The sequence below is a fragment of the Bradyrhizobium sp. P2_E8 genome (assembly GCF_056403875.1).
The window spans coordinates 1-4,266 of record NZ_JBFUES010000686.1 but is presented as its reverse complement, the minus strand read 5'-3'; the positions used below and the strand labels follow the sequence as shown (position 1 = coordinate 4,266).

Below are 4,266 nucleotides of genomic sequence, written 5' to 3'. Positions count from 1 at the left end.
GGCAGACCCTTGAGATCGGAGGCAAAGGCGAACACCTGCGTGATGTAGATCGGATATTCCCCCCGGGCGACGCGGCGAGCGTCGTTGCGCATATCGCGGCTGAAGACGGGTTTCTGCTCGGCCAGCTTTTCGTTGAACTCGGCGCCCATGTTGTTCTGGAGCACCGCGAACAAGGTGTTGCCGCTGCCGAGCGGACGCATGTCGTCGGACAGCAGCTTGCCCTTCCACTTCGGCGAATTCAGATCGTTCCAGCTCTTGGGAACGTCGTCGCCCTTGACAAGCCGTGTGTTGATCAAAATTCCCATCGGCTGGACGTAGGCGGGAACGCTGTGTTCGGTGGCCTTGAACGGCGGCCGCAGGTTCGCGGCATTCGGGACCGGCGGCAGTTTCTGGATGAAATCGCCGTTCTTGAGCTGCTCCTCGATCATGGTCGTGGTGACCATTTCGACATCGCCAAGATACCGTCCCGCCGATTGCTCGGTTCGGATGCGTTCGACCAGTTCGCTGGCGCGCAAATCGAGGCTCTCGACGGCGATGCCGTATTCCTTTTCGAACGATTTGACGACCGCTGTGAAGTAAGGCGCGCCGAGCGCCATATTGTAGACGACGACCTTGCCTTCCTTCTTGGCCGCGGCGACGACAGAATCCCAGGATGCATCCTGAGCCGACGCCGGCAATGCGAAACCGGCCGCCAGGGCAGCGAGGGCAATTCTCTTCAGCTTCAAGAACACTTCATCCTCCACGCGGTTTCTTATTTTGCCGATCGACCGCATCGATCAGGTGTCAGACTTCGATCACCACATATTGCTTCTCGATCACGACCGGGAACGTTTCGGCCTGAAGCTCGCCTTCGACGAGGGCCCCGCCCGGTTCTACCTTGAGGTCGTAGCTGCGAACCTTGGTGCGATCGGGCTCGCACCAGGATTTTCCGGTCCTTAAGTCGAACTCCCAGCCGTGCCAGGGGCAGCGCAACAGTTCGCCGCGCCGGCTGAACTGGTAGGACCCTGGCTCGCTGGATTCCACCAGACCGACGATGCGCCCCTTGCACAGCGATGCGCCCTCGTGCGGACAACGGTTGCTGACGGCGAAATACTCCCCGCCGACATTGAAGATGCCAATTTCCCGCCCTCCCACCTTCACCAGCATGCGCTGGCCGGCAGGAATGTCATCGACGGTTGCAACGACGTGCCGCGCCATCACGGCAGCCCGTAGAACGCCTGCGCGTTCCCATAGAGAAGCTGGTCGCGCTGCGCTTCGCTGAGGTTGGCGCGGAAAGCGTAGCGCGGATCGTCAAAGTCCCAATGCGGGTAGTCGGTCGAGAACAGCAAACGATCCCAGCCGATCCGGTCGAACAGATCGATCAGTTGCGCGGCAGTTCCGGGCTCTTCCATCGGCTGGGTCGTGAACCACACCTGTTCCCGGATATATTCCGACGGCGGCCGCTTCAGATGCGGCACCTCACTGCGCAGGCGCGACCAGTGCTTGTCCATGCGCGCGGTCAGCGACGGGATCCAGCCGAGCCCGCCTTCCATGATCACCACGCGAAGCTGCGGAAAGCGCTCGAACACGCCTTCGAACACCAGGCTGGTCAGGATCGCCTGCATGGTTTCCGCCACCGTATTGTGCTCTTCCATGTAGTAGGACGCCCAGCCTCCGCCGGTGGAAGGATGGCCATTGGTGCCGCCGACATGGATGGCGATCGGCAGATTGCTGCGCACCGCCGCCTCGAAAATCGCCCAGTAGCGGCGGCGGCCGAAGGGTTCGTCGGTCTTCGGCAATACCAGAATCTGGGTAAAGTTCGGATCGCCGGCCCGCGCGTCGATCTCGGCGACCGAAGCGCCGGTGTCCTCCTGCGCGATCAGGACCGATGCCCGCAGACGCGGCTCGTTCTTCACCCAGCGCTCGACCTGCCAGGTGTTCATGGCCTGCGTCAGCGCCACGCCGAAATCCAGATTGCGCTGGCTGCCGGGGTTCCAGCGCAGCGGAATCAACATGCCGGTCTCGACCCCATTGGGATCGAGATGCTGCGTGCGCATCAGCTCGAGGCTTGAGCCCGGCGGACCGCCCTCCTCGGGATAGGCATCGACCCGCGCCGCATCCGGCGACATCCGCGGATGCGACAGTGCCTCGGAAAACGCGTGGCGCAAATGGCTGCCATAGACCGAGAGATGGTCGATCCATTGTTTGGCAAGATACGGATGAACCTCGGTCCAGGAAGTCATCGCGGGATGGATATCGCAATCGATGATCCGAAGCCTGGATCTGGCGGCGCCGCTTCGCTCGAATTCGACGATGCTCATACGGCAATCTCCATGGCTCGATCGGCCTTCACCAGCCGCGGGTAGGTCGCAAGCGCATTGTCACTGACGATCTTGCGCAACAGGCTTGCGGAAAGCCCATCCGGCAGCGCCGCATCGCCGTCGAACTGCCAGTGTGGATAATCCGTCGAGAACAGGAACAGCTCGTCCGATCGCAGGTGATCGATCAGGCGCAGGATCGCCGCCGCCTCGTCGGTTGCGTCGATCGGCTGGACCGTGAAGCGAACGTGCTCGCGAACGATCTCCGATGGCGCGCGCGTCACCCAGGGTACTTCGGCGCGAACCCCTTTCCAGGTCTTGTCGGCGCGCCAGGCAAAGCCGCTCAGCCAGGTCAGTCCGGATTCGATCGCGACCACCTTGAGTCCGGGGAATTTGGCGAACACGCCTTCGGAGATCATGCTCTGCAACTGATTCTCGAAGGCGGCTGATTGCGACACATAGTCCTCGACGAAATAGGACGGCCATCCAACCGCGGTCGGCGCATAGCGGTAGGCGCTGCCGGCGTGAATTCCGACCGGCAGGCCAAGCTTCTCTGCCAGACGATAGATCGGCCACAATTGCCGCCGGCCGAGCGTAACTTCGCCCGATACCAGCATCAGCACCTGCACGAACCGCATGTCGTCCGCGCGCCGTTCGATCTCGGCGACGGCGTGTTCGGTGCTATGGGCCGCGATCACGATGGAAGCGCGCAACCGGGGATCGCGGCTCAGCCATTCATCGCGAATCCAGTCGTTGGTCGCCCGGCAGAACACCGCCGCCATGTCCTCGCTATGCATGACCTGGGCACCGTAGAGGCAATTAAGGATTCCAAACCGCTGCTGGTAGCGATCCAGCACATGTTCCTGCATCGCCTGCAGCGAGGCACCCGGCTTCTCGCCACCCGCGAGCTTCCAGTCGGGACGGCACGACAACGGCGCGTTCTGCGGATAGCTGGTGAGAGCGAGATTGAGCCGATCAAGCGCGCGAACGGACACCATTTCGCGCCAATATTCGTCGAGATACGGCAGCAGCACATTCATGCCAGGCACGGCCGGATGAAGATCGCAGTCGATCGCACCCGCGTACCTGCCCGGGGCCTTTGCATTGGCCATCTCGCCGTCTGCCATGAATACCACCCTGATGCATCGCCGGTTCTTGGTCAGCACTTGTGCCGGCGTCGGTTTTATGTTGATGCATCAATAAATGACATGTCAAGCAATTTGAGGTAGATCAATGCTGCGGGAACCGCGGCATTTTAGGTTGGCCGAGTTGCCGGGAGAATCCATCGATGCCTTCGACCAAGCAACTGACGGTCAACGATGCGCCGCCGAAACGTCCGCAACACTACGGCATCCTGGCGCAGGAGCACGTTGCAATGCTGGTATCAAATATCGGCGCGCGGCTGCTCCGCGGCACCACGGCCTATTATCGCAGCGCCTTTGACCTGAGCCTGACGGAATGGCGCATACTGATGGTGCTCAACAGCACCCAGTCGCTCAATGTCGGCGAGCTGTCGGGGGCGGCCGATCTGGACAAGGCGGCCGTGAGCCGCAGCCTCGTCTTGCTCGAGGAACGCAAACTGATTTCGGTCGAGCAGACGCGAACCCGTGGCCGCGCCGCGTTCGCCAAGCTGACGGCCGAAGGACGGAAGCTGTCCGAAAAATTGCTGGAGATCTCGCGTGAGCGCGAGACGCGGCTATTGCAGAGCTTCAGCCCTGCCGACCGGGAGCATTTGAAAGCGCTGCTTCAGCAGTTGTCGCAGGCCTTGGCCGGCGTCGATTGGGATCGCTAGTTCACGACCCGTCGCGACGTCGTCCCGCGCCAGCCTCTCACGCTCCAATCCATCGCGACGCCGGACTGAAAACGGGCGACTTCAAATCGGCCGTCAGTCGTGTTGTGAGAATGGGTTGTCTGAACGAAATCCGAAGATTCGTACTAAACTATTGAAATTGTTTGGAGCGGGTGAAGG

General features: G+C 61.5%; 5 protein-coding genes. 1 reads left to right on the top strand and 4 read right to left on the bottom strand.

The features are described 5' to 3' along the window. The 4 genes from AC1D00_RS29555 to AC1D00_RS29540 form a co-directional block, all read right to left on the bottom strand. Nucleotides 1–731, bottom strand: a 731-nt coding sequence (locus tag AC1D00_RS29555; RefSeq protein WP_477013100.1) for an ABC transporter substrate-binding protein, incomplete at its 3' end; no start/stop codon positions are given. 52 nt (nt 732–783) lie between these two features. Then, complete coding sequence (locus AC1D00_RS29550; protein ID WP_404557360.1) at nt 784–1,197, bottom strand: Rieske (2Fe-2S) protein; 414 nt, start codon at nt 1,195–1,197, stop codon at nt 784–786. Next, the gene (locus AC1D00_RS29545) at nt 1,197–2,300 is read right to left on the bottom strand and encodes an amidohydrolase family protein (RefSeq protein ID WP_477013099.1); all 1,104 of its coding nucleotides are present in this window, start codon (nt 2,298–2,300) and stop codon (nt 1,197–1,199) included. Before AC1D00_RS29545 ends, AC1D00_RS29550 begins: the two co-directional genes overlap by 1 nt. After that, complete coding sequence (locus tag AC1D00_RS29540; protein ID WP_477013098.1) at nt 2,297–3,424, bottom strand: amidohydrolase family protein; 1,128 nt, start codon at nt 3,422–3,424, stop codon at nt 2,297–2,299. Before AC1D00_RS29540 ends, AC1D00_RS29545 begins: the two co-directional genes overlap by 4 nt. A gap of 161 nt (nt 3,425–3,585) precedes the next feature. On the opposite strand from AC1D00_RS29540, the gene AC1D00_RS29535 reads away from it, so the two are divergent. Continuing rightward, nucleotides 3,586–4,089: a MarR family winged helix-turn-helix transcriptional regulator gene (locus AC1D00_RS29535; protein ID WP_025576577.1), complete on the top strand. Its 504-nt coding sequence runs from the start codon at nt 3,586–3,588 to the stop codon at nt 4,087–4,089. Nucleotides 4,090–4,266: the final 177 nt, after the last annotated feature.